At 57.2% G+C, this 24,737-nt stretch carries 22 protein-coding genes and 1 pseudogene; 12 read left to right on the top strand and 11 right to left on the bottom strand.

All coding sequences use genetic code 11. The features are described 5' to 3' along the window. Positions 1-8 precede the first annotated feature (8 nt). Positions 9-1,328 carry a HupE/UreJ family protein gene (locus AC07Z7_RS01880; RefSeq protein WP_494765129.1) on the top strand — a complete coding sequence of 440 codons (1,320 nt, stop codon included), beginning with the start codon at positions 9-11 and terminating at the stop codon, positions 1,326-1,328. Between the two features lie 94 nt (positions 1,329-1,422). On the opposite strand, the gene AC07Z7_RS01875 is transcribed toward AC07Z7_RS01880, so the two are convergent. From AC07Z7_RS01875 to AC07Z7_RS01860, 4 genes are all read right to left on the bottom strand, one after another. Continuing rightward, positions 1,423-2,148, bottom strand: a complete 726-nt coding sequence (locus tag AC07Z7_RS01875; protein ID WP_494765128.1) for a class I SAM-dependent methyltransferase — start codon at positions 2,146-2,148, stop codon at positions 1,423-1,425. A gap of 108 nt (positions 2,149-2,256) precedes the next feature. Beyond that, positions 2,257-3,378, bottom strand: coding sequence for a hypothetical protein (locus AC07Z7_RS01870; protein WP_494765167.1), 1,122 nt, complete (start codon positions 3,376-3,378; stop codon positions 2,257-2,259). Continuing rightward, entirely contained in the window at positions 3,375-4,733 is a 1,359-nt protein-coding gene (locus tag AC07Z7_RS01865; protein ID WP_494765127.1) for a glycosyltransferase, read from the bottom strand. Before AC07Z7_RS01865 ends, AC07Z7_RS01870 begins: the two co-directional genes overlap by 4 nt. A 123-nt stretch (positions 4,734-4,856) precedes the next feature. Then, positions 4,857-5,231, bottom strand: a complete 375-nt coding sequence (locus AC07Z7_RS01860; RefSeq protein WP_494765126.1) for a cupin domain-containing protein — start codon at positions 5,229-5,231, stop codon at positions 4,857-4,859. A 48-nt stretch (positions 5,232-5,279) separates the two neighbouring features. Between AC07Z7_RS01860 and AC07Z7_RS01855 the strand changes: the two genes are divergently transcribed. Both AC07Z7_RS01855 and AC07Z7_RS01850 read left to right on the top strand, forming a co-directional pair. Then, complete coding sequence (locus AC07Z7_RS01855) at positions 5,280-5,741, top strand: MarR family winged helix-turn-helix transcriptional regulator (protein ID WP_494765125.1); 462 nt, start codon at positions 5,280-5,282, stop codon at positions 5,739-5,741. A 173-nt stretch (positions 5,742-5,914) separates the two neighbouring features. After that, positions 5,915-6,439 carry a 2-thiouracil desulfurase family protein gene (locus AC07Z7_RS01850; RefSeq protein WP_494765124.1) on the top strand — a complete coding sequence of 175 codons (525 nt, stop codon included), beginning with the start codon at positions 5,915-5,917 and terminating at the stop codon, positions 6,437-6,439. A 39-nt stretch (positions 6,440-6,478) separates the two neighbouring features. Here the strand turns inward: AC07Z7_RS01850 and AC07Z7_RS01845 are convergent. Beyond that, positions 6,479-6,943, bottom strand: a pseudogene (locus AC07Z7_RS01845) (DDE-type integrase/transposase/recombinase); the annotation flags it as partial. 132 nt (positions 6,944-7,075) lie between these two features. On the opposite strand from AC07Z7_RS01845, the gene AC07Z7_RS01840 reads away from it, so the two are divergent. Then, positions 7,076-7,528, top strand: a complete 453-nt coding sequence (locus AC07Z7_RS01840; protein ID WP_494765123.1) for a PaaI family thioesterase — start codon at positions 7,076-7,078, stop codon at positions 7,526-7,528. 362 nt (positions 7,529-7,890) lie between these two features. Here AC07Z7_RS01840 and cueR read toward each other — a convergent pair whose 3' ends face one another. Both cueR and AC07Z7_RS01830 read right to left on the bottom strand, forming a co-directional pair. Beyond that, entirely contained in the window at positions 7,891-8,451 is a 561-nt protein-coding gene (gene cueR, locus AC07Z7_RS01835; protein ID WP_494765122.1) for a Cu(I)-responsive transcriptional regulator, read from the bottom strand. Between the two features lie 101 nt (positions 8,452-8,552). Further along, positions 8,553-8,744: a heavy-metal-associated domain-containing protein gene (locus AC07Z7_RS01830; protein WP_494765121.1), complete on the bottom strand. Its 192-nt coding sequence runs from the start codon at positions 8,742-8,744 to the stop codon at positions 8,553-8,555. A gap of 183 nt (positions 8,745-8,927) precedes the next feature. Between AC07Z7_RS01830 and AC07Z7_RS01825 the strand changes: the two genes are divergently transcribed. Next, positions 8,928-11,336, top strand: coding sequence for a heavy metal translocating P-type ATPase (locus AC07Z7_RS01825; protein ID WP_494765120.1), 2,409 nt, complete (start codon positions 8,928-8,930; stop codon positions 11,334-11,336). 72 nt (positions 11,337-11,408) lie between these two features. Here the strand turns inward: AC07Z7_RS01825 and AC07Z7_RS01820 are convergent, their stop codons facing one another. Further along, positions 11,409-12,473, bottom strand: a complete 1,065-nt coding sequence (locus AC07Z7_RS01820) for a DMT family transporter (RefSeq protein WP_494765119.1) — start codon at positions 12,471-12,473, stop codon at positions 11,409-11,411. Positions 12,474-12,834: 361 nt separating this feature from the next. On the opposite strand from AC07Z7_RS01820, the gene AC07Z7_RS01815 reads away from it, so the two are divergent. Both AC07Z7_RS01815 and AC07Z7_RS01810 read left to right on the top strand, forming a co-directional pair. Continuing rightward, complete coding sequence (locus AC07Z7_RS01815; RefSeq protein ID WP_082493247.1) at positions 12,835-13,458, top strand: tyrosine-type recombinase/integrase; 624 nt, start codon at positions 12,835-12,837, stop codon at positions 13,456-13,458. Between the two features lie 257 nt (positions 13,459-13,715). Continuing rightward, positions 13,716-14,909 carry a hypothetical protein gene (locus AC07Z7_RS01810; RefSeq protein ID WP_444825666.1) on the top strand — a complete coding sequence of 398 codons (1,194 nt, stop codon included), beginning with the start codon at positions 13,716-13,718 and terminating at the stop codon, positions 14,907-14,909. A gap of 39 nt (positions 14,910-14,948) precedes the next feature. Here the strand turns inward: AC07Z7_RS01810 and AC07Z7_RS01805 are convergent, their stop codons facing one another. The 3 genes from AC07Z7_RS01805 to AC07Z7_RS01795 all read right to left on the bottom strand — a co-directional run bounded on the left by AC07Z7_RS01805 (position 14,949) and on the right by AC07Z7_RS01795 (position 16,760). Continuing rightward, positions 14,949-15,401, bottom strand: coding sequence for a helix-turn-helix transcriptional regulator (locus AC07Z7_RS01805; RefSeq protein WP_444825665.1), 453 nt, complete (start codon positions 15,399-15,401; stop codon positions 14,949-14,951). Between the two features lie 150 nt (positions 15,402-15,551). Further along, complete coding sequence (locus AC07Z7_RS01800; protein ID WP_056057356.1) at positions 15,552-15,863, bottom strand: HU family DNA-binding protein; 312 nt, start codon at positions 15,861-15,863, stop codon at positions 15,552-15,554. Between the two features lie 69 nt (positions 15,864-15,932). Then, on the bottom strand, positions 15,933-16,760 hold the full coding sequence (locus tag AC07Z7_RS01795; RefSeq protein ID WP_444825664.1) for a DNA/RNA non-specific endonuclease: 828 nt from the start codon (positions 16,758-16,760) through the stop codon (positions 15,933-15,935). A 615-nt stretch (positions 16,761-17,375) separates the two neighbouring features. On the opposite strand from AC07Z7_RS01795, the gene AC07Z7_RS01790 reads away from it, so the two are divergent. The 5 genes from AC07Z7_RS01790 (at position 17,376) to AC07Z7_RS01770 (ending at position 24,733) form a co-directional block, all read left to right on the top strand. Further along, positions 17,376-18,275: a PDDEXK family nuclease gene (locus AC07Z7_RS01790; RefSeq protein ID WP_444825663.1), complete on the top strand. Its 900-nt coding sequence runs from the start codon at positions 17,376-17,378 to the stop codon at positions 18,273-18,275. After that, complete coding sequence (locus AC07Z7_RS01785) at positions 18,272-20,566, top strand: TnsB C-terminal domain-containing protein (RefSeq protein ID WP_494765118.1); 2,295 nt, start codon at positions 18,272-18,274, stop codon at positions 20,564-20,566. The genes AC07Z7_RS01790 and AC07Z7_RS01785 overlap by 4 nt, the downstream gene beginning before the upstream one ends. A 35-nt stretch (positions 20,567-20,601) precedes the next feature. Then, positions 20,602-22,059, top strand: coding sequence for an AAA family ATPase (locus tag AC07Z7_RS01780; protein ID WP_494765117.1), 1,458 nt, complete (start codon positions 20,602-20,604; stop codon positions 22,057-22,059). A 40-nt stretch (positions 22,060-22,099) separates the two neighbouring features. Continuing rightward, on the top strand, positions 22,100-23,440 hold the full coding sequence (locus tag AC07Z7_RS01775; protein ID WP_494765116.1) for a TniQ family protein: 1,341 nt from the start codon (positions 22,100-22,102) through the stop codon (positions 23,438-23,440). A 237-nt stretch (positions 23,441-23,677) separates the two neighbouring features. Next, positions 23,678-24,733, top strand: coding sequence for a DMT family transporter (locus AC07Z7_RS01770; RefSeq protein ID WP_056637549.1), 1,056 nt, complete (start codon positions 23,678-23,680; stop codon positions 24,731-24,733). The last annotated feature ends 4 nt before the right edge of the window (positions 24,734-24,737 follow it).

The raw sequence follows: 24,737 nt of genomic DNA, 5'->3' as shown, positions 1-24,737 counted from the left end.
TGTGCTGCATGCACTGGATAACGGGCCTCCTGCGCCCACACGGGCGTTCCCTGCGGGCCATGGTGGCTGTCGCGTTGACTGCCGCAGCACTGGCGCCCAGCGCCTGGGCCCACAAGGCCAGCGACGCCTATCTGCGGGTGGCGGATGCGTCGGCATCCCTGGGCACTGCAGGGGCGGGCGCATCGATAGGCCTTGTGCTGTCGGTGGCCTTGAAGGATGTGGATGCCGCGCTGGAGCAGCTCGATGCCGATGGCGACCGCCAGCTCACATGGGGCGAGGTGCGACAGTCCATGCCCGCCATCGTCCAGTGGGTGGGCCAGGGCATGTTGTGGCAGTGCGACGGAACGGCGACGGTGCCTGCCTGGCGCTTTGAAGCGTTGGAGCAGCGCACCGATGGGCGTTACGCGCGGTTGGCTGCCACGCTGCCCTGTGCGCCAGCCCAGGCGATCACCCTGCGCTACGGCCTGATGCAGGGCATCGACCCCACACACCGCCTGCTGGTGGGCGGCGCGTTGAGCGGCCAGACGCTGGCGGCCGTGCTGGCCCCTGACGGGCGCTCCGGCACCGACCTGCGCTCTGCGGGCAGCCGCGCAGGACAAGCGGGGGCAGACGGTGCGGAAGGGGCCCAAGGTGCGGACGCAAAAAAGCCCGGCGCCCCACGCGGCGGGTTGGCCACGCTGCTGCTCTTTGTGACCGAGGGGGTGCACCACATCCTGTCTGGCTACGACCACCTGGCCTTTTTGCTGGCACTGTTGCTGCCCATCTCCCTGGCGCGGCCGCAGCCCCGCCACCGCGATCTGCTGTTGCACACGGAGTCCGGTACAACACCGATCGCTGAAACTCTGGACTCCGGCGCCAGGGACCGCTTCGCCGGGATCAAGGCGCTCCTGCTCACGGTGACCTGTTTCACCGTGGGCCATTCCATCACGCTGGCACTGGCAGGCCTGGGCTGGGTCACCGTGTCGGGCAACTGGGTGGAGCCCGCCATTGCCATCAGCATCGGCATCTCGGCGTTGCTGAACCTGTTTCCCGTCCAAGGCCTGCGCAGTAGCTGGCTTGCTCTGGGCTTTGGGCTGGTGCACGGGCTGGGTTTTTCCGGGGTGCTGGTCGAAGCGGGCGTGGCGGGGGCTTCGCTGTTGTGGGCCCTGGCGGGGTTCAACCTGGGGGTTGAAGTGGGCCAACTGATGGTGGTCGCCCTGTGGTGCACGGTCTCAGTGGCATTGGCGCGCAGGGCGTGGTACCGCTTAGTGGTGGTGCGTGGGGGCTCCGTCGCGTTGCTGGTGCTGTCGCTGTACTGGACCGTGCAGCGCCTGGCAATATCCAACTGATCTCGCTGCAATACAAAGAGAACTACGCGGATTCGTTTCCATGACTCTTTTTTGCTGCCTTTGGCCGAGGGGAATATGATTAAGCCAAATGCACTCAGCGCTTGATAGCAACAAGTCGCACCATACCTCGTAGGCCAACCTCTCTTGTCACAACAAATCCGCTTGTTTCCAGCTGGGTGATCAGATGGCCGACGGATAAACGCAGTTTCCGGTAGTGACTGACCCGCGTTGTCCACCCATTAGCAGTTCGCTCTTGAACAATGTCATGCACCAGCACGCTTGTTGCCTCGTATTCCAAGAAGCATGTGAGCAGTCGCTCTTCGTCGCTTCGCACGGGGATAAATCGCTGGCTACCAAAGAGTGGTGTGGAGTAGTCGCGAAGTGAGATCACAAAGGTTCCACCGCAGGTCAAAATCGTTGCCGCACTGTCGATAAGTGACAAAACAGCACCCATATTGGGTAGGTGTGTGATGGTGTCGCCCATGCAGAGAATGAGGTCAGGACGTTCCGTCAGGTGTTTAGGAAATGTGAGAAGGTCGTCGCAAACCGTACGGATCGGTACGCCTTCGCTGAGTTCTTCGAGCGCTCGCAACAAAAGCGCAGACGCATCGATTGCTAAGACGGATGCACCTGTCCTCGCGATCGGAATGGCATGCATCCCGAATCCCGCGCCCAGGTCCACCACGTTGGAGCCCAGCCCTATCGGTAGGCCCAACGTCTGAATTTCGGAGGCGCCTCTTTGCAAAGCAGCTTGGGATCCGCCCTCCATCCACAGGTAGACGGGGGCCAGGTGCTGCTCGTAGTGATCGTTAGTTGTCATGCACGGGTGAAATGGCATTGGTGGGATATCGACGGCACGGTATCAACGCCGCTACTTTGGGCTTGAGATTAATCTCGGTGCGCCGCGTTTCTCCCTGATCGACACGTCTCATCTAGCGACGACCAGCGCATCGATAGCTTCAAGATCCAGACCTTCCATGACGCGTTGCATGGGCTGCTCGAAACGATCTCCGCCTCGGACTTCTAGTTTGATCATCTGTGCTCTTGCTGGATTTGCTCGGTCCCAGGGGAAGGAGGGATCCGGTTTCGCAAGTAGGGGAAAGCGGTCCGGCGGGACGTCTGCGGGATGCAGTCCGTTGAAACCCAGCCGTGCCTGCGCTTTCAGTTGATCATCCGTTAGGCTAGCTCGCCATGTACGTACTCGGCGCAACATCGTTTCTACAGGTGAATTGTCAATACCAAGCTGGTTCCTCCGGCGCGCGTCGGACGCTGCAACGCCTGCATTGGCGCGTAAGTGCTGCGCACGAATCTCTGCGATGAGTCGATCGGCGTTTGCAGGATCTGTGCGGCGCAGTCCCTCGGCAATGCGATCCAACATCCGATCTTGCTCACCAGGTGGTGATGATTCCTCATCCTTGCGTACATCCTCCAACTTGCGCTGCAGATCGCGCTCAGTAAAGTCAAGGTACTCCGCCGTAGTGACCGGAACCCACGGCAACTTTCCACTGCTCGTGAAGACAAGCATGTGCCCACCGAATATGGGACGCCCCCGCAGGGTGCCAGTGACCGGCAACGCGCGCCATGCTACGAGCCTGTCGTCCTTCAGCTCCGGTACTTCTGACTCAAAAAATGCGTGAGGTACGTTGATGCTGGCAACTACTGACAACAAGGGCCCAATTCGATCCGCACCTGCAACAACATCGCAGCGGCCCTTCACCCACACAGACTCTCGGTGGTCACGCAATAGGAAATGTGCAGGTCTTGCTGGAGCCGTCCATTGGCCGCCGATCTGCCAGCTACTGCGAAGTCTTGTGCGAGGTAGCGAATGAAGCTCAGGGCGAGCGTGAAGGAGTTTGTTGAACTCCCAAAGTGTTTGCCTCAACGGAGCGACTGAGGGGTCACTCACCACCTTCAGATCTGCAGTCTTGGGATACTCAGCATCCATCCAGCAATCGATTTGCGCCTGTGCGCATTGGCTGGTTAGTAGCAAAGCCAGAGCAGGAATCCTCCAGAGCTTCACGGGTGTGGATGAGCTGAACGCAAAAATCATGCTGCGTTCTCCCACTGGGTTTGGACCGGGTGGATTGCAACGCCAGCCTTGGTAGCTTCGACTGTAAGCCCGGCAACTCGGTCGGTCACCGACGCAACGACTGAACCCAGAGCATCGAGTCCTCCGCTACGGGCCATTCGCTCAGCCATGGCTGCGGCGGCCCGGCGGTAGCGGTCGTCTTGCAGGATCTCACGAACCGCAACTCGAACCTCGGAAGGACGAGGCGACACCCGACGCAGACGGCGCCCGACTCCGGACCATGCAATGCGCGCGCCCACCTCGGGCTTGTCCTCCTGGCCTCCGCTGGCGACGATGGGGACGCCGTATCGGAGGGCGTACTGAACGCCGCCATATCCTGCATTTGTCACAAAGACGTCGGTCTTGGGCAGCAGTTCGTCATAGTTCAGGAACTCAGCCGCGCGAGCATTGGCGGGAAGTGGCGGAAGGCTCGTCAGCGGCCGCCCGCCTGTCGCTACAACGACGATGACGTCTTCATTGGCCAAAGCTTGGAGGGTTGGACCGATCAGCTGGTTGAAATCTTTGTTGGCAATCGTTCCTTGTGTTACATGAACTACCGGCCTTGTGCCATCCAGATCACGCCACCAAACAGGCCGGGGTGCTGACGATCCCGAGGCAGAGATCGGCCCTACAAAGTGAAGCGTTGACGGCGCATCCGAGCGCGGGTACTCGAATTCGGGCACGGTGAATTGGGTGATGGCGTCTGCCCGCCGCGCCCAATCAAGAATGGGACCCGACATCGGCACACCGAAAACCTGACGGTGCATGGCGTCGGCATATCGTTGTGCTGGGGCCAGGATTCTTGCAGCGAGCGTCGAGAGTAGCTTGTTTCGCAGCCTGCCGATCGAGCCAGGCATCGGCGGCACGCCCATGCCAAAAGGGGCTGCGTCGCAGCTGGCAAGGGAGAGGGGCAGCACCCCGCACATCACCACGGCCGGACGCGCGTCTCGGGATTTACCCAGCACCAAAGAAGCGCCAGCAAAAGCAGGGTCCGCCAGCATGGCATCTATCGGTTCAGACGCATGTGCAGATGCGACAGCGTTGTATTGCGCCATGGCCGGCCGCGTGAACAACTCCAGCACATCAAAAGCGATGGCGTCGACACCTGAAAGAGCTGCCCTTCCTGGAAATCGGTCGTTGAGATCGATGCGGTCATCGAAATCAGCCGAACCAGGCAATGGAATGTGCCTGGCGCCACTCTCACGGACTGCTGCTTCAAAGCGACTTCCGGTGATGAACCGCACGCTGTGACCTTGTTCGACAAAGTAACGCGCCACCGCAAGTAGCGGCGTTACGTGGCCGTGGATCGGGACTGAACAGATCAGTATGGAGGACATGGTGAAGATGACGAAGGCAGGGTGTTCCCCGCGAGAAAGAACAGGTGGTACCAAACACACGTAACGGAAGCAGCCGCTGCCACCGGTCAGTCGGCGTGCAGTTTCCGCACTAAGGCTATGTACCTAAGCAGCCCATGGCGGTGTGAAGGGAGGCTTGTCCTCAACAACAGCCTGTCCTCCCACAGGAAGGATGGCCAATGCGCGAAACACCTGTGCCCCCGAGTTAGAAAGCGAGAGCATTTGTCCCGCTTCAACAACGAGGGCGTTTCCAGCGACCAGTTCGCAACGCTGACCGTCAAGTTCAATGACCGCAGCGCCTTGCAGTGCCACAAAGGTCTCCTCACGGGTGACTCGATGGGGGGAGCCGGTGACGCCGGGCGCGACTGTCACCTCCCAGACGGAGTTCTCCCGAGAGCCACGGCTCGGTGAAGACAAGGTCGTAAAGCAGATACCAGGGAGATCGAAGGTCGGGGATTCAGCACGGAGTAGCAATGGCATGAGGGTTCCTTTGTATAATTAACCGCAGTTTATTAACCATGGTTAAATATGTCAAGTACCGAACACCTCGACTTCGGGGTACTGCTGAACGTGGCTTTCGGAGCGTTCAAGGACGCCTTGGATGCCGATCTCGCTGCAGCCGGTTTTGACGACATCGGATCCTCATTTGGCTACGTCTTCCGTCTCCTGGCGGAGGCACCGTGCAACCTGAGCGAGCTGGCTTCGCAGCTAGGCATGAGTTCTCCGGGGGCGCTGAAGGTGGTGGACGACATGGTGGCCAAGGGCTATGTCTCCCGAAGCGCCGTAGAGGGCGACAAACGCATCAAGCGCTTGGAACTCACAGCGCGGGGTCTTGCCGCTTTGTGCCAAGCCCGGTCTTTCCATCAACGTTACGAAGAGGCGTTGGCGCAGAGGCTTGGATCAAAGCAGGTAGCGGCTACGCGCGTAGTTCTGGAGGCCGTTGTGGACGCCCATTCCAAACAGAGCGGAAGACAGCCGCGCCCAGCGTAGTTGCTATGCCGACAGCCGCCGAATAGCTGTCAATAGATTGCTGCCCGATCATCTTTTTACGTCCTGCGCAATTGGCGTAGCGCATTCCAAGTCCACGTCAGGCCAATTTATGGCGATATCGGACAAGCGTCCGCGAGAGGGGCCGGCCCTCACACTACGTAAACAGGAAAAGTGTGGAACTCGTTCTCGTCAGCTCGTGCTTACTCGGCGATCCTGTCCGCTACGACGGCACACATAAGCGGCCGAGCAACAACCTGCTGGAGCTTTGGCTGAAGGAAGGCAGAGTCGTCTCCGTATGTCCTGAGGTGGCCGGCGGCCTGGCTATTCCGCGTAACCCTGCGGAAATCACTGCTGGCTCAGGAGGCGACGCTGTACTCGCTGGAGTTGCAAGGGTCATTGATTCGAAGTCAGCCGATATCACTGCAGCGTTCACCGCTGGGGCTCGGTATGCACTGCACCTGGCAAGAGCCAAAAATGTTCGCATGGCGGTCTTGAAGGAGGGTAGTCCATCATGTGGTACCCGGCGTACCTATGACGGCACATTCACTGGGACGCGGGTGCCTCATAGGGGAGTCACGGCGGCCATTCTGGAGAACGCGGGTATTCGTGTATTCAGCGAAGAACAGCTAGAGGACGCGTCTGAATATTTGCATTTGCTTGAGGCGGGGCGGGCTCTGCATATCAAGCCCCGTGAATAGTGAATCGCCCCGGTTTCTGCGGAGGCTGTTTGGTTTAAGTCAGCCCACTCCCGCAGTTGCCCGACAGGCGAGGTGCCGGTAGTAGTTTGCCTCAGCCTCTGCATGCGAGATGTGCCCGATGGGTTCGAGCAGGCGATGGTGGTTGAACCGCGATACCCATTCGAGCGTGGCGAAATCGACGGCTTCCTTGGCTTCCCATGAAGCCCGGCGGTGAATCAGTTCGGCCTTGTACAGGCCGTTGTTGGTCTCGGCCAGGGCGTTGTCGTAGCTGTCGCCCTTCCTGCCCACCGAAGGCTCGATGCCAGCCTCCGCCAGTCGCTCGGTGTAGCGAATGCTGACGTATTGCGAGCCTCTATCGGAGTGACAGACCAAGCTGCCGTCGCGCTCAGGCTGACGGGCATACAGAGCCTATTCAAATGCATCAACCGCGAAGTCCGTTCGCATCGAGCTGCTCACCCGCCAATCGACGATTCGACGCGCGAGCACGTCGAGGACGAAGGCTATGCTCTTTGCGTTAGGGCGAGGTGGAAATGTTGGAGTACGGCTGCATCGAAATCAATACAGCAAGTGTGTTGGATGCAAGGCAAGACGCGTCCTCAATGTACATTTGGACGATAAACGCACCATTGCTTCCCCATGCAAAGTCCAACCATCCCGTTTCGCCTAGACCCCACTAAGCGCGATGAACAATTGGCTCAATTCAACGCCAGGAAAGAGATTGCCTGGTTTGGGTTTAGGGGGGCGTTCAAAGAGCCAGGCTCGGCGATCGTAAATTTCACCCAAATCACATCTGGACTTCAGGGAGGTGGAGGGACTTCCGCAATCAATGGCGGCGTTATCGCTGCAGGCTTTGATGCAGCCTTCGTACTCGCCGGGTTGGGCCACTACGACTCCAGGGTTGTTGTCACCTTGGAGTTGTCGGTCAAATTCTTGTCCCTTGCACTTGTTAGCGAGTCACTTGCATTTCAAGCGCATGTGGTTCGATCTGCTAAAAACTTCTCGTTCGCCGAGGGTTTTCTCTCTCAGGAAGGAACTGGACCGGCCCAGCATTTGGCAATTGCCACCGCTATGGTGGCGCCGGCGCGCTAGGCAAGTGGTGGCACATAGCAAGGCGCCCGAGGTGTCTTTCCCCTCGGCTGAGATGGTGATTTTCGACAGTCGTTCTCGGCAGGCGTAAGCGTTCCAGCTAGTAGGGACACCTCTCAAGGGGCGCTCGTCACCACACTGAGTCAAATCGTTAGCGAAAAAGCCATTTCTCAATGCATAGACATTGTGATTTCGGCTGGGTCACCCGCGTTCTTTCAGCGTGCGCCCCAACTCAGGCTTCCAGTCAACTCCAAGTAGCAGGAGTTGGGCCGGGAGCGCAAGGAATCATGAGCCTCGATACGCGGCCAGCCAAGCACGGCGACCCGCAGAAGCCGCTTCATGGGGATGGCTCTCGGCTATCCAGGTCAGTGCGCGCCACGATGTACATGTACGCCACGCATCCAAGTCATGAGATCCAAATGACTGGTTGTCGGCTTCTCGGCTACCCCAGAGTGCGCAGTGGAGGCCTTGGCACCGCGACGCTTCGGTTTGACAAAGCTAGCACTGTGATTGGGGGCCGAGGGACTGTCTGCGGCGAGGTTTTCCAGAATCGCGCAATGGGCATGATCGTCACCTGCGCACACCGAAACCAACTGCTCCAACGCCGATTTCATCTCGACAATTTCCCGCAGCTTCTCCTCCAGATCTGCTAGATGGCGCTCAGCAATCGCTTTTACCTGCCGACTGGTGCGGTGTGTGTCACCCCATTGGCCGATCAGTTCTGCAATCTGGGGCATGGAGAAGCCGAGGCGGCGAGATTGTCGAATGAAGCGCAGCACTGAGACTTCACGCTCACCGTATTTTCGATAGCCAGCTTCGCTCCGTTCAGCTTCTGGCAGTAAACCTGTTTGCTCGTAGTGGCGGATCATCTTGGCCGATACGCCTGCCGCTTTGGCCGCCTCGCCGATGTTCATGAGTGTGGTCATGGATGCTCCTGTGCGATGGAATAACACGGTAGCAAGGACTTTGCCTCTTACCACCGTGTCAATGTCGAGCGCTCCGAATATTACGTTTTGCAAAGCCTAGATCAGGCGGGCGGATATCCAGCTTCGGTCAGCGCCTCGGCCAGTGTCTTGCGGTCTTCAGTACTTTGGACTGTGACCATACGTTTTGACATATCCACCTGAACCTTGCAGTCAGGGTCTGTCATCTGCAGCGTCTGGCTCACCATCCCAGCACAGTGTCCGCAGGTCATGTCGGGGAGTTGGAATTGATGCATTTTTCACCTCTTGGAAAAAGTTGAGAGGCTTTCAGTCTCCGGTTTGCCACTGGGGCAAGGTCAAGTGGCCAGATAGATATCCAAACAAGGAGCGCTGACTCGCTTGCGTCTCCCATCGTGTCAACCCTGAAAGTACGAACTCTGCCGGTTAACGCCGGAGTTGAACACCACATGGAGATTGCTATGAATACCTCAGCCCATGAAGCGGGGCCGTCCGCCTCGCTCTCGATCGCACACCTGAATCTTCCGATACTTGGTATGACCTGCGGCTCTTGTGTTGGACGGGTTGAAAGGGCTCTCAAAGCCGTCCCTGGTGTCCGCGAGGTGACCGTGAACATTGCTACTGAGCGCGCGTCAGTGGTCGCCGCTTCCACGGTACCAGTCCCAGCCTTGGCTGCAGCTGTCCAAAAGGCTGGATACGCCGTGGCGGACGACTCTGTCGAGTTGTCGATCGGTGGGATGACCTGCGCGTCGTGTGTTGGACGTGTCGAAAAAGCGCTGAAGGCAGTGCCAGGCGTTAAGCATGCGGAAGTCAATCTAGCCACGGAGCGTGCGCAGGTTCGTTTCGATGCAGGCTTGCCTCCCGAACGTCTTGTAGCCGCCGTTGTAAAGGCGGGCTATGAGGCACAGGTTGCGGATACGAGCACCTCCACAGAATACGACAAGCAGTCGGCGCCCTGGTGGCCGGTCGCTCTAGCCGCTGGTCTGTCCTTCCCCCTGGTATTGCCCATGCTTGGCATGCTGTTCGGTCAAGACTGGACGCTCAACGGCTGGATTCAACTGGCCCTGGCCACGCCTGTGCAGTTCTGGCTGGGCGCGAGGTTCTACCGCGCTGGCTGGAAAGCACTTCGTGCAGGCGCAGGCAACATGGATCTGCTGGTCGCATTGGGTACGTCGGCCGGGTACGGCTTGAGCTTGTACCTGCTGTTCAAGCACGCTGAGCACGGCACGCCCCACCTGTACTTTGAAGCCTCCGCTGTCATCGTCACGCTAGTCCTTCTAGGGAAGTGGCTGGAAGCCCGAGCCAAGCGGCAAACCACAGAAGCGATCCGGGCGCTGCACGCGCTGCGCCCGGAAATTGCGCGTGTGCGCACTGATACCGGTGACATTGATCTACCACTCTCACGCGTGAAAGTAGGTGATATGGTGGTTGTCCGCCCCGGGGAGAGAGTCCCGGTAGACGGTTCGGTGATCGAAGGCGCAAGCCAGGTGGATGAGTCATTGATCACCGGGGAGAGCCTGCCGGTGGCGAAGCATGTCGGCGACAAGGTGACGGGGGGCTCCGTGAACGCAGAAGGCTTGCTGCTGGTGCGTACAACCGCCGTTGGCGCTGAATCTACCCTGTCGCGCATCGTGGGGATGGTGGAGTCGGCCCAGGCCAAAAAGGCTCCCATTCAGCGGATAGTGGATGAAGTGAGTGCGGTCTTTGTGCCCGTGGTGCTCGGCCTTGCTGCCATCACACTGATGGGCTGGGGCTTCGCCACTGGCAACTGGGAGCAGGCAATCCTGAATGCCGTCGCGGTACTTGTGATCGCGTGCCCTTGTGCTCTGGGCTTAGCAACTCCCACTGCGATCATGGCAGGAACTGGCGTTGCAGCACGCCACGGTATTCTGATCAAGGATGCAGAAGCGCTAGAGGTTGTCCACCGCATCGACACCGTGGCGTTCGACAAGACCGGCACCCTGACCGAGGGGAAGCCCACTTTGACGGCTGCGATGCCTGCCGAAGGCCTCCAGGATCAGTTACTGCCGTTTGCTGCGGCCATTCAGAACGGCAGCGAGCATCCACTGGCCAAAGCCGTTGTGGACGCTGCGCGCACCCAGGGTGTGACCGTTCCTCGCGCCACTGAGGTCAGAGCGGTCGCAGGCAGAGGCATTTCTGCTGCCATCAAAGGACGCCAGATCCGCCTCGGGAGTACACGTTATATGGAGGAGTTGGGTGTCAACATGGCCGGTCTGACCGGGGCTGCAGCACAGATGCAACAAGAGGGGCGCACAGTATCCTGGTTGGCTGAGGTGACCGATGCGCCAGTGGTGATGGGATTATTGGCATTTGGAGACACAGTGAAGCCAAGCTCACAACTGGCCATTGCCCAACTACATGCTCTGGGCATCAAGACCGTCCTGGTCACCGGGGACAACAAGGGGAGCGCAGGCGCGGTAGCCCGCGCGTTGGGCATCGATCAGGTTCGTGCCGATGTGCTGCCGGAAGGCAAAGCGGATATCGTGGCGCAGCTCAAGTCAGGTGGCAGGCACGTTGCGATGGTAGGTGACGGCATCAACGACGCGCCCGCTCTGGCTGCGGCGAATGTGGGAATTGCCATGTCCACGGGCACCGACGTGGCCATGCATGCTGCGGGGATCACGCTGATGCGTGGTGACCCCGTATTGATCGCAGATGCCATCGACATCTCCCGGCGCACGTACGCAAAGATCCGTCAGAACCTTTTCTGGGCATTCGCGTACAACGTGGTCGGGATTCCCTTGGCTGCATTTGGACTGTTGAATCCCATGGTGGCGGGTGCAGCTATGGCGCTCAGCAGCGTGAGTGTGGTGACCAATGCGTTGCTGCTGCGTTCTTGGAAGAGATAAGGACAAGCGCCAGATCCGACAACAGATCCTGTCAGATGCAGACCGCGTATGTACATCGCAATCCGGTCGAACTCAAGAGGTTTTGTGAACGTGCTGATGGTGCACATCTGGTGCGTGGGGGTGAGCGTGGGTCATAGGCTCATGGATGTGCTTGTGACTGTGACTGCCCTTCGGCATCACATCGTGCACATGTGAATGGTGCCCGTCGTCGTGCCGGTGGGCATGTTCGTGCTCCAGCACTTCATGTGTGTGCTCGTGACCATGGCTTTCCGCCAAGTGCAGTACCACTCCCGCCAGCATCAGTACGCCGCCTGGCAGCATCAGCCATCCCGCAGTGCGGTCCCCGAAGCCGAAGGCCACGGCAGCGCCAATGAAGGGCGCAAAGGCGAACACCGAGCCCGTCCTCGCCGCGCCAAACGCCCTCTGGGCCAGAAGGTAAAAGCGGAGGCTCAGGCCGTAGCCCGTGGCTCCCACGCCGAGAAGCCCGAGTGCCGCATACAACGACGGCAAGGGCTCACCCGTCGAAACAGCCAATGCTGCCGTCGCGGCGGCTCCCAAGGTGGCCTTGGCCATCACCACCTGGCTGGGGTCGCGCTCAGCCAGCCCACGGGACAAGGTGTTGTCCACCCCCCAGGCGACCGTGGCCAGCAGCACGGCAAGCAGCCCCAGCAGCTGCACGCCCCCTTGCAGGCCCTGGTCCAGGACGAGCGCCATTCCTCCTGCGAGTAGCAAGAGCATGGCGGCCCACACACGGCGATCCATAGTTTCGCTGTACAGCCACCACGCCAGCGTGGCGGTGAACAACGCTTCCAGCGTGAGCATGAGTGATGCGCTTGCGCCGCTCGTTTGTTGCAGGCCCCAGGCTAGGGCGACCGGGCCCAGGGCGGCACCGAACCCCGCCATAGCCATGAGGCGCCATGTGTCGGATCTCTGCAACCTTGCCTCGTGGGCTGCAGTTCGCAAGGACAAGGCTCCGACTGTAGCTGCTCCAGAGTACAGAAGCGCGGCCGTCGTGAACGCCCCCAGCCCTGCTCCTAGCCTCTGGACCGCAGGCGTGCTGATGCCGAAAAGAACCGCCGCCAACAGGGCGAGAAAGCCGCCGCGCAAGGCGGGGAGACGCAAAAGTTCACGCTTCATGGTGCAGGTGATTTCGTCATGAATCCTCGTGGTGATATTCTCTTGCTTGATGAACCCTGAAGTTCGTCAAGGTCAGGCAGTAAGGACAGTGGTCGGTTGCTCGGCAAGGAGAGGATAGTCAGCTTTCGGGGATCGCGGTCATCGGCCTATCCAAATTCAGTCGTCCCGGATACTGCAGAAAGTTGCCAAGAATTGTGGAGCACCACTCGACGCGGTCCGGCAGACACGCGCGTCCACCGGAATACTGAGCAGACAGTCGGCCAATGCTGATTGCGAGTCAGCAAGCTAGTTGAGCAGAAGCAAAGACTTTGAATTCGATCAGGAGCATCGTCTTCTCCCCTCAACTCGAAGGGAGACCATCATGGGATCCGAAGTCAACACCCCTCGCTATGAGCCTTGGAACAAGGGCAAGCTTGTCGGTCAGAAAGCTCCTTTCAAGCTCAAAGATATCTGGGCTCTGCGCGTGCGCCTTCAGATAGAAAATCGCGTTCGCGAGCTTGCTCTCTTCAACCTTGGCATCGACAGCAAGCTTCGTGGTTGTGACCTCGTTGCCCTCAAAGTTCGGGACATCTGCCACGGTGAGCAAGTTGCATCTCGCGCTGTCGTGATGCAGCACAAGACTCAACGCCCCGTCCAATTTGAAATCACTGCAGCTGCCCGTGAAGCTGTGCAGAAGTGGATCAAGGTCGCAGGGCTTAAGTCCGATGACTTTCTCTTCCCGAGCCGTATCCATGGCTCACCGCACTTGGGGACACGACAGTATGCGCGGATACTAGGTGGCTGGGTGGAGGAGCTCGGTCTTGACCCAGCAGAATATGGCACGCACTCTATGCGAAGAACCAAGGCAACGCTGATCTACCGGCGAACAAAGAACTTGCGCGCTGTGCAACTTCTTCTTGGTCACTCCAAGCTTGAGTCCACTGTGCGCTATCTTGGCATCGAGGTAGATGATGCGCTTGAAATATCTGAGCAGACTGAAATCTAGTCGACAGTTCAGTCGCCCCGGCGGCCGCACAACTACGCTCCCACGGGCGATGGTGCTCACATCCAATCACAGGTTAGGTGAGTTGGCATATTTCCGCTTCTAGCCGAACCGGTCATTCGCCAGCTCATACTGAACGACCGCAACCAGCCTGAAGAAGTCAGGAGCTCTTAGACGCTCCTAGTGACTACAGAGTGGCCGCGCAAATTTTAAGTTGCCTAAAACTGCCCTCCATCTAGAGTGCGCTCGTAGGAGGGGATATGCACGCCGCAATCGACAAGTCAGCCGTTCTTCGTCACGAGTCATCGCTTTCAATGCGCTCTGTTGCGCGTCAGTTCGTGACGGTTGCGGTCACTCTGGCTCTTTCGAGCGCTGCCATGGCCTTCCAGATAGCCCCCATGGGATCTGCCTTCGAATCCAAGATGACCAACGAAACAGAAAACTCGCTGGCGACAGTGGCTGGAAGACTGGGCGTTCTGATCAAGGGCCGCGTCCATGAAGAGATCACCCAGATCGGCATGGGTTGTCCGATAGAACCGGGTACCCTGGCCATAGACGTCAGCTGCAGCTCCCGGGACCTGCCCTTTGCCACGCCCTATGTCATCTACGGGGTGCGTTGGAACGATCTACCTCCGTTCAAGCTTTCACCCGATGAGGGCAACTGCACCTACCTGGGCAAGTCCTGCAACGTGTCCCAGACCATCCGGTTCTCCACGCAGCCGCTTTGTTGGTACTGCCTCTTCAAGGATGCAGAGAAGAAAGCACAGACCCAGCCGATCGTTGGGTGCAGCAAGACCAAGGGTAGTCTTCACGGCAACGTGATGACCCGCTCGCACTTCGGCGACTTACAGTTTCTGCATGCCATGGCCAGTGAAGAGGGCGTGCACCCCGGAGCCACCCGTGCCAAGGTGCTGGACTGGCTGGAGTTCGCCTGGAAGGTGTCCTCGCGAGAAATCAAGCCCGACACCTTTCTTCGAGACATCGACAACGCCACGCTCAAGGAGCACTTCGGGTGCACACAGTGGCTAGTCTCGGACCTCTACATCCTCGGGCGTCAGGACAAGCTGCTCCCGTACTTGCATCATGTGGCGTTCGGCTCCGTGCTCCATACGGTCCAAGACTCGTTTGCCGAAGCCCATGCCTCGCGTGAGAGCTCACCTCCGAGCGGCATGTGTCAGGACACTGACCTGGCACAGCCCAGGCGGATCGTTGAATTCCATACCTATGGCGCGCAGGACGGAAGTCTGCACGACGAACAAGACAGCCGGGAAGCTATGACGCGTGTAAGCGCTGCAGACAGGTGGCCAGATGCTGTGGAGGCCACGCGCAATCTGTCGCGCTTCTATGAAGATCGCGCCCGTTGGAGCGACGTCCAGCCCTACATGCAGTGCCTGTTCGAACTAGCGGACGAACGCAATGACTCGTCACCGGGAGAGCAGTACCGCCGCCGCTGAGAACATGGCGGGGGAGCCCGCCGACTCACTATCCGCCGTTCACTGCGGATTAAGTAGAGCCAGCGCCTTGCGCTTGCCCAGCTTGAGCACTTCAGCAATGCGCTCCAGTTGCGCGGCCCGGGGGTGAACGTGGCCCGTCTCCCACTTGTAGACAGATAGCGATGAAGCACCCAACAGATGGGCCATCTGCTTCTGCGTGAGGCCGAGTGCCGCGCGTTTCTCGATCAACACCTGAGCATCGAACGGGATCTGCTTTGACTTCTTGGGAGCGACATCTTCTGCCACGGCCTTGGCTTGGGGCGCATCCGTTACTTTGACCTGCCGTTGAGTGGCTTTGAGCTGGGAGCTCAGCGCCTTGACCTCACGCTTCAGTGCCGCGATCTCCGAACGGTGGCCGGTGATCGCCTTGCGCATGCCCTGAAGTTCCGGCTTGAGCTCCTTGCGAGCCATGCGAACAACTTCGGCGCGGAAGGCATTAGAAAATGTATTCATACGCCCAATGGTAACTTTCGTCACTTATCGCGCACTTAGGGGCTGGTGCACAGCCAGTGTCGCAATCCTTCTTTGCCTCCGCAAAAAACAAAACCACCAGAGGCCTGAGCCCATGGCGGTTTGCTTCGGTGGTGACCGAAGGCGTCGTACTTACTTCCCAGCCTTGTCCGCCTTGCGCTTCGCAGCCTTGGGATCCACCACCGCCTTGAACTTGGCACCCGCCACAAACTTCGGCACCGTGCTCGCAGGGATCTTCAGAGCAGCACCGGTCGATGGGTTCTTGCCCGTGCGTGCCGCACGCTTGGCCGACTTGAAGGTCCCAAAACCCACCAGCTGCACAGCATCGCCCTTCTTCACGGCGGTCTGGATGGTGTCGATCAGCGTCTCCAGCACTGCATTGGCTGCGGTCTTGGACAGGTCATTCTTGGAAGCCAGGATTTCAACGAGTTCTGCGCGGTTCATGGATGCTCACGTGTAGAGGTTGGAAAGGACCATTTATACCGCCGCCGCTGACACGACCCTTGCTGCCACTCAATGCTGCAGTGCACTTCTTGGCAAAAAATCCACTCCCGTGCGCTTCACCAGTTCCTGGTAACTGATCGGCCGCCCGACCGTCTCCCCCTCCTGATTCGTTTGCCAATGCGCCCAGGCTCTTTGGGTCGTGGCGTCATAGACCAGTTTGTACAGATAGGTCGGCACCTTCACCCCATTGGCCCCAATGCGCGGCCCCGCATCCGTGAACACCGGCCCGGTGATCACAAACACATCCCCCTTGGCCCGCTTCACATAGTGCCGCGTGTCCTGCTCGATCTTGTTCCAGGCGCCCCCGTTGTGCTGAGCGTTTTGGGGAACCATGTTCGCCAAGCTGAAGCTCTGGGCCATCGCCGTAGGCGTCGGCATGTCTCCCGCAGGCGCCATGTGGCCTCGGGAGTAACCTGAGTTCTTGTAGTCCTCCAGCTCCGCCCGCTCCCCACTGGGCAGGCGTGCATCCGCAAAGAAACGCTTGGCCCGTTTCTCGTCTGCATCCTCGATGAGCCTGCGGTTCAACCGCTGGGCCACAAACACCGGTGTCTTGGTGGTGCCTGAGTGCAGTACCGCAAACGCTTCATAGCAAAGCTCACGCAACTGCGGCCGGGGTGTGATGGCCGGTGGTGTGCCATTCGCAAAGAACTGCGGGCATTGCGCAAAGGAGGTGGGCTCGGGCGTGAGCAGCGCCGCACTGTCGAACTGCGGGGAACGTGCCCAGGAGAGATTCGGGATAGCAACGCCGACGAGAGCCAGGGCCAGCACAGCAGCCAGGCGCACACGGCCTGGCCAAGAGAACAAACGATTCACAGAAGGAGCAATCGGGTCGAACAAAAGGGAGCCCGATTGGAGCACCGTTCACCGCTCGGTCACGTCCCGAACGCTCTGATTCCACAGGGATTTACAGCTGCTTGCAGCCACGGGAACTCCAAGCAAACGGGGGGGGGCACAGAGCCCAGTTTGCTCCACCAATGCTCGAGTGCTGCATTTGAATACGCCCGTGCTTTCGCTTGAGGATCTGCAAAAAGTGTGATTTTACAAACTATTGCAAATTCCCAAATGTGGTGGCACCGGCCACTTAAATGCAAGGGGAATGACATTCGAATTAGTCAGTAAAAACATTCGGCAGACAACTATGCGTGCAATTCATTTGAGTGCCTAAGTCGTTGTACTGCTTTAGGATTTTTTGGCCATCCGAATGTATTTAATTGCTTGTGAATTAAGAGTTCTGATGCAGATAATACATTTGCGCAGCTGCAATTGAATTGACCAATCTGCAATTCAATACTCAATTCAAATGCAGGAAGTGTTATTGGCCGGATGCGCTTCATCTGCTGATTTGGCATAAGCTCACAAAAAAACGGAGAGCAAGGTATGTGGAAGTCAACTGATTTCGCTTGGGGTGAGTTCACTTTGTCACGGCGGGGCCCTCCGCCTCAAACTGGCCTAATGACCGAAAGAAAGCTGAGAAATCTGATAGACGCCGGCTACGGTCAAGGAAGCTTTCAGCGATACAAGCCCTGGCTCCGAGTGACCAAGAGAGATTTTTCAACTCGTGGTGTCATGGGCCACCTCCCTGGCGTCAGTTTCGCTAGGCTGCACCATTTTCGCTCCATAGCTGAAAAGCGAACTATTCAGGCGGCCAAATGGCTTGGGGCGGTAGATGTCCGGGAGGCTTTTCCTGCTTGGCCATGGTCGCATCCTCATCCAGCCGGAGAATTACCTGGCTACGAGACTATGGGCGATGTGCCCGGTTTACTTGACGTAGCTCGCGATGCTGATATTGATCACGGCACATATGTGGGCACTAACATCCCTTATGTCGGAACCATAGATGAAGTCACAACATGGCTCAGCCCCTCCGGCCACTACCACTTGGTTGCGCTAGAGAACAAGCCGGAATCAATCACTAATGCACCTGATCCAACACTAAGGGCGAAAGAACGTCTTGAGCTGATGCGCCGATATTGCAAGCGAATAAATATCCGTCATGTGGTCATTGACGCACATCGTCTTCCAAGAGAACTTTGTGTAAACCTTGATCTGCTTGAACCCCGACTTACATCAACGCAAATCGAGAAAGTGGTCCAGTCAGCCCTTTATGCAGATGTGCTAGAACTACTGAATCTTCGAGGATACGAGTGTTCAGCCGACGAGTTACTAGCAGTCATTGAGCGCAAAAGCTCGATTCGACCAGAAATAGTCAACGTAGCATTCCACTTAGCCCTTTGGCGGCAGGATGTTGATCACGATCTCAGTGCCCCCCTGCGCCCGTGGGAACCACTGATCCGTGGTGGAAGAGGCGTTCGAGAAGCTTTGCGCCAAGCTTGGGTCGGAGACTTGATGTGAAACTACCGTTTAACCTTCTCGACGTAATCGATAACACCCCAGGCAGTGCAGCACTGACCGGCACGGTGCGAGTTCTCGGATTCGGCGAGCGTGATGGAATAAACATCGTATGGGTTATTGACTTCGCACGGCGTCATCCTGAGAAGAAAACTCAGAGCAAAGCCTACGCTAGAAAACCCTACCAGCTCGAGGTTCAGTATCTTAGTAATCTAATAATAAGCAATCGGGCATATGTATTAAAGCTGCAGACCAATGCTGCACTGTCAATGAAGGACGAGGACAGGTTGCTGGCATGCGCGAAAAAGTCCGCAGAACTGAAACTGCTAAAGCGATTTCAGGAGCGGGATTTTCACTATGAAGCGATTCGGCCACTGGTGTGCCATGCAAGCTCCTCAATCCCCCGATTGATTGATGAGTTGATGGCAGATGGGTCTTTCGCTTACGCTGTGAAAACACGAGCGAAAGAACTAAATATCAGCGAAACCTCACTTAGAAGTTGGATCAACAAATTCTGGCAGGGTGGTTCTCAAAAAAATGCACTGCTGAATGGATACGAAAACTGCGGCGGGAAGGGAGTGGAAAAAAAGCAAGAGAAAAAACTCGGTCGTAGTAATCGTTTGTATAAGGCAGGAATCAGAAATAGCCGCGGATACCCTCTAACTAAAGAAGACAAGGAACGCCTGAAGTGTGGATTTCTTCTGATAAATAGAGAAACTCCGCCTAGAGATGCCTTTTTATTGATCAGTGGGGTGCACTGGGCAAATCACGTAGTTAACAAGGACGGCGTCGTTCGAGCGGAGCTTTACGAACCCCACCTTCGTCCGACTTTCGATCAATTTCTAAGATGGGGGGCTAAGCTTAATCAGAAGACTGTTTCGCAATATCTCCTTGGAACTTCCCGTTGGAGTCAGAGCACAGCGACGAAAGGCGGATCAGAAAGGGATTCCATAGTCGCAATCGGCCAACAATCTATGTTCGACGGAACTTCGAGCGATGTTTATTGCACATCGTTTTCCAGTCGCCTAATAAAACTCCCGCCGATGACTCGCTTGATATTGAAAGAGTCTCGGGTCGGATTAATCTACGGGCTGTATCTCGGATGGGAGCCTGCTTCCCCGAACACCGCGTTGCGGGCAATTCTGAACGGTGCGGATCCAGATAAAGACGCTTGGGCGAGACGCTGGTACCCTGATTACCCCGCTGGCGCTATGCCATCTATGCTGACACGCGCGGTCCTCGGTGATAACGGTGAGCTCAAAGCGCAAGAGCCAACCGAGGCCGAGCAGCAGTTCGGCTTCAGCATTCTTTTCACGGAGGTTTATCGCGGCGATCGAAAAGGGGGCATCGAGTCCCAGCATCATGCAGATCACTCGCATGTAGATCGTCGAATCCCGGGGAGTACAAAAGGAAAACCGAGAAAACGAGGTGAGACACACCCCGCCATAGAAGGCCTTTTGAACTATGCCGAATATATGCGGGAACTGCTTAAGCACATTGTTTGGCATAACTGCGAACAAGAAGTGCCCGATCTAGCCCCCGATGAAATGCTTTTGGAGCAGCCCCGTATTCCGCCGACGCGAATCAATATATACAAATGGCTGAAAAATAAACGACTGGATGTTTCCATTCCTGTTGACTACGAAGCACTTCGCGCATTCTGTCTACCTTACGTGGACGCGGTAATCAGAAAAAATGGTATTTATCTCGTCGCAAAAATTCATGGTCGTAAGATGCGTTTGCCGCGACTGCGATACTCAAGCCAAGAACTCGTCGAAACTGGTTTACTTACTCAAGTAAAAATTTCCGGAAAAGATATTCGCACACGCATGAAGTTTGATGATTCAGACCTGTCGCAAGCTTGGTTGCCGACTCGTAACGGAATGATTAGAGTAACAACTTCTGAGCGCGACAGAACCATCCTTCAAAAAATGACGTTTGGGGACTGGATCTCTTATTGGAAAGAAGAAGTGCTTCAAAAAGACCTGATGGCTGGGGAACGAGAACAAGCTGCTTTCAATCGGGTCTTGGAGAGGAGTGTGACTATTGCCCAGGCGAGGTCTGAAGAGGCGGCGGAACTCGCACTATTGCCAAAGAAGCCTTCAAAACGAAGCCTGATCTCTAATTTAGATAAAAATAAAAAGATGGAGTTGGAGCTTCTCCGACAGCAAGACAAAGCCATGACGACGGCGCAGATCGTCACGTCACAACCGCCTCCTGGTGAAAAGGAGGCAACCGCTTCCGCGGCAGAGCTTGCAATGCAGGCATTTCATGCCTCGGCGATCCCAACTTGATCAAGCATATTGGTCAGACTTCGCCAAAGAACACCATGAATATCGAAATCCAAGCACGACCAGAACTGCTCCATGGTCCCAATCCATTCATCGAAAGGGTACCAGGATTGATTCCATTTTCTGATCTCCCACGGAGGTTGAACAAAAGCTACTCGGTTGATTGGCAGAGCATACCGCCGGCCTATCGGGAGCCTCTCCTCGACGATATGAGTCAACGCTTTGTCTCGACATCGCAAGTCTTAGAACCTGCTGCAGGTATCCAGAAGCTCTTTAGACAGGCACTTGCTTCGAATAACCCTATGCGGAAAGAAGAGCAGAGAAGAGTCAACCAAGTTGGTGTTTCTTTGTCCGTCGAATCGATCAAGAAGACGCAATCGATGAATGGCGGAGGGATGATATTGAAGGGCATGACAGGGTCTGGTAAAACAGCCCTGATTGAACGGACGCTTGAAATAATAGCGCCGCATCAAGTCATCGACCATTCAGATTGCGAAGCTTGGGGCATGTATGGTCTCAAGCAATGCGTGTACTTGCGAATTGACCATGCCAGCAATGGCACTCGAGGCGGTTTGCTTAAACGAATTTTGCATGGGTTGGACGAGGCCTTGGGAACCGGGTATTTCCAACAACACCAGCGTACCGGAAATATCGATTCCCTCTTAGTCGTGGTTTGCAAGCTCTTGGTCCACCATCGAGTGGCGCTGCTTTGCATTGACGAAAAGCAGCAGTCGAACTTTCAGGACAGCCCCTGGGCCCTGGAGTTTGTGCTGTTCTACATGCAACTAATGAATTTAGGCGTTTCCGTTGTACTCGCTGGAAATCCTCTGGCGTTTGAGCAACTGGAAAGCTCAAGCCAGGTCATGAGACGGTTCAGCGTCGGCGGAGATCATGCGTTGAAGCCAGCAACTAGCGTCATCGAACCTTGGTGGGCGAGAGATTTTGTTCCCATGGCTAGACAGTTCTCCGTTGTGGAGAGCTGGGCTATAGACCCTGAGCTCAGGAGTCAGCTCGAGTTTCGCTACAGCGGCGGCTTGGTTGGTTTGTTCGCCGTCCTTCACATTGAGGCACAACGGTCTGCGTTGCGCCGGGCAAAGTCCTCTGCGACGGTAACGGAAGAGGACTACTCGGTGGCCATCGATTCGCCACAGTTTCGGAATTTAAAAAAGATCGCGGAGGCCATTCGTCTGGAAGGACCCGCAAACAACCACTTCGTCGACATCCCCGACAACGTCGCGGCGCCAAAAGTCAAGATGCCTCCTGAGGCTTCTAAAGAAAATGTCAGCGGACTGTCGAAATCCCAGGTCAATGTGCTCGGTCGCCACCTGAAGAACTACAAATCTCAGGTGACGAGGAATGCGAACAAACTGCAGGCAAAACTAGAGCAGATAAAAAATCTTTCCGAAGACGATATACGAATGCTGGGAATCACTAAAAGTCATATCGAAGGTATGTATGAGACCTTGGAGGCTCAGAAAAAGAATCTAAAAAAGTGAGTGGATGGTGCCTGTGCATTCTTAGACCTTGGTGTAGCGCATGCCTTGCACATATGAGGGCAACCCGACGTTGCCTCTGATTCATCGCGACGAGACGCTCTATAGCTGGTGCGCCACCGCCCACTTGATGGATGGAAGCCGGATGGCCTCACATACAGGGCTGAAGTTGCTGGGCACCCTGCATGCAGTTCGCCAGCACGACATACCGGCCTCGCTGCGCAATCTGCCACTTCTAAGGAATGCAAACGCTAATGATGCTCTGGAGGTTCTGCGTCGTCACACCATCTGCGGCTACTACCTACCGTTCATGTCTCTGCGAGAACAAGAAAATGTGGGAGAGTGTGCAATCTCAGGTGAGAGCCAACATTGGCGAAGGATGGCGAGCGGAGTATCGCGAACCAGACCACTGAGCCACCCGCTTAAGTGGTGTGACAGATGTGCTACTTCTGACTTCGAGAGCGGCGGAAGGGCCTACTGGCACACCGAGCACCAGTTTCCCACTACCTGGGTATGCCCCTGGCATCAAGTGCCATTGTTGGCTGAGCACAAAAGAAGCAAGCAATGGAGGCTTCCACCGCTTGCAGCTTACGGTCCGATAGTGGCTTCGTGTCGAGAGATGCGGGTTCTCACAATTCTTGCCGAGATCGGCTGCACTCTGAACCAAGTTGGCTCGGTACATACGGACGGGCTTAGGGCGTTTGCGCTCAATAGACTTTTCCAAATGGGTGTTATCCATTCGTCTAGCCGCGTACGCCATGAGCGTCTCATTCAGTGGTTCCTGAATCTAGAGGTTGCCTCTATCTGTATGAATGAGCGATTCGGATTGGGGGCTTTTGGATCGGGGGAGTGGATACCCGCACTGCTCTGGCGCAAGAAGCTCAACCACTCAGTGCGTTGGATTTTGCTGTGGTCAGCTTTGGACTGGTCCTCTGCGGCCGAAGCAGCCTCCGCATTTCTCAGCGCTTCGGCCGTCGAGGCTCCGTCGGTATCTGATCAGTTACCGCTGTTTGAGCGCTTGGGGTTAACTTCGACCACTGCACCGAAAAAGGTGTACGAAGCATTTGATTGCTGTGACAGCTATGCTGAAGTAATGAAGCGACTTGGGGTCGGTCGATCGGACGTTGTCCGTTGGCTCGAGATGGATGAAGGTTTGCGAATCAGGTGGCGCCAACGTCTCAAAGAAGGGCGAGAAGCCGTATGCATAGGTCGAGTCAGGGAGGCTGTCTTAGCGGACCCCGACATATCAAGAACCCAGCTCGAAGGTCGTTGCAGTGCTGATATTCGATGGCTACGCGACCACGCGCCCGAGCGACTGCGGCAGCTACTCAAGTCTCTGCCAAGTCGCGGTGGACCACAGAGAGGACTTTTCGATCAGTTGTAGCGCTACGTCCTGGTGTTCTGCAAGTCCCAATTGAGGCGCGTCCCGACCGATTTCTGCCCCCTGCTATGACAGGTACAGGCTGGTTGCCGTCGCTCAGTCTGACAATGTCGTTGGCCGCTTTCTTCGAAAGCAGACCTTCCACTTCTCGTCGAGTCAGCTATTTCCGTCTTTGAACCCCTTGCCTTGTCCAGTTCTGGGGATTACCAGACTCCGATGTCGTGCTCAAATCCCTCACCTATGAAGCGTGACCCTTTGCATCTTCCCGCCTTGCGCGGTGGCTTTCTCGCCCTGCTGGCGGCGGTACTCTTCGGCATCAGCACGCCCGCGGTACAGAGGCTGGGCGCAGGGCTCGGGGCCTTCACGACCGCAGCGCTGCTGTACTTAGGAGCGGCCCTGATCGGGGCACTGTCGCTGCGGACTGCTGCGCATGAAGCGCGAGTGCAGAGGTCCGACATTCCGCGCCTTCTGGCGATGGCTGGCTTTGGCGCCGCGCTGGGGCCGGTGGCCCTGGCCTGGGGCCTGCAGCACACGAGCGGAGCCAGCGCGTCGCTCATGCTCACTCTGGAAGCGCTGTTCACCGCCACGCTGGCATGGTGGCTGTACAGCGAAACCATGGACCGCCGCGTGTGGGCCGCCATGCTGTTGCTGCTCGCAGGAGGAATGGCGCTCGTTCTGGACCAAGGCCTGCAAGGAGGCGTGCAGTTGCTGGGGCTGCTTGCCGTGCTGCTGGCCACGGTCGCCTGGGGGGTGGACAACACCTTGTCCCGTGGGCTGGCTGAGCGCGACCCCAGCCAGGTGGTGATGGCCAAGGCCACCCTGGGGGCCGCAGCGACGGCTGCATTGGCTGTTTCGACTGGGGAGCCTTTGCCTTCCCTGTCCGCAGCACTGGGACTTCTCGCCGTTGGAGCCACTGGTTACGGCCTGAGTCTGCGCTGTTACCTCCTGGCCCAGCGGGCATTTGGTGCGGCGCGGACGGGCTCGGTGTTCGCCTTCGCGCCCTTCATTGGTGCTGCCGTGGCCTTCGGTTTCGGGGAACGCTCTGCGGGGTGGTTTATGCTCTTGGGTGGAGTGTTCATGTTGGCGGGAGTAATGCTCCATCTGGCGGAAAGCCATGGACACGAGCACACGCACGAAGTGCTGGAGCATGAGCATGCTCACCGGCACGACGATGGGCACCATGCACATGTGCACGTAGTAATGCCAACTGGCAGCCACAGCCACAAGCACACCCATGAGCCTGTGACCCACGCCCATCCCCATGCTCCTGACGTGCACCATCAGCACGTTCACTGAACCC

This window comes from Acidovorax sp. GW101-11A03 (assembly GCF_059424825.1).
Note: the sequence above shows the minus strand (reverse complement) of the source record. Positions and strands in the feature narration are given on the sequence as shown.